This window comes from Brachyspira sp. SAP_772 (assembly GCF_009755885.1).
In the GTDB taxonomy this organism is placed as follows: Bacteria; Spirochaetota; Brachyspiria; order Brachyspirales; family Brachyspiraceae; genus Brachyspira.
Map to the genome: position 1 here is coordinate 1 of NZ_VYIX01000190.1, position 684 is coordinate 684.

A 684-nucleotide genomic window follows, 5' to 3' on the forward strand; every position below is an offset into this window, starting at 1 on the left:
CTATAGTTTCTAAACTTAAAAAATATAACAGAGGGACAAATTAATGAAATAAAAAATACAGTAAACACCGTAGTAAATAATCTTGAAGCAAATCCTAGTGTAGAAACTATAGGAAACTTTTTTACAAATATTGCTAAATCACAAACAGGTTATTTAAATGTATATTATGGTGAAACTGTGCCTTATTCTCAAGGTGGTGTTTTCATTAATACATTGGCAGAATATGACCGCTCTTATGACCAAACTTCAAGGGATTGGTATAAAAATGCTGTTTTGACAAATGATGTTTATATCAGTGAACCTTATATAGATTTTATAGTAAATGAACTTACTGTTACATTTAGTAAGGCGGCATATACTAATAATTCATTACTTGGAGTATTTTCTATAGATTTTACAGATATTAATGGAATAATTGAAAATGTAAAAAAAAGCTTTGCAGGTGAATGTTATATTGTATCTCAAGATGGTATTTATATAACTCATGATGATAAGAAATATCTGCTAAATAAAGACAATAATTTATTTACAGACCCTTTATTTGAAAATTTTAAAGATAATTTTTCTTCTCATCTAAACGAAACCAAAATATATAAAAATCAATGGTATAGCATACAAACTTTATCTAATGCTCCTTGGATAATTGTTTTTAAGGGAGATGCTAGAAGTATTAATATTCAATTT

The 684-nt window shown here is 26.3% G+C and carries 1 pseudogene; it reads left to right on the top strand.

Annotated features, from left to right (window positions below):
• Window positions 1–9 precede the first annotated feature (9 nt).
• A pseudogene (locus GQX97_RS13460) lies at window positions 10–684 on the top strand (methyl-accepting chemotaxis protein); the annotation flags it as partial.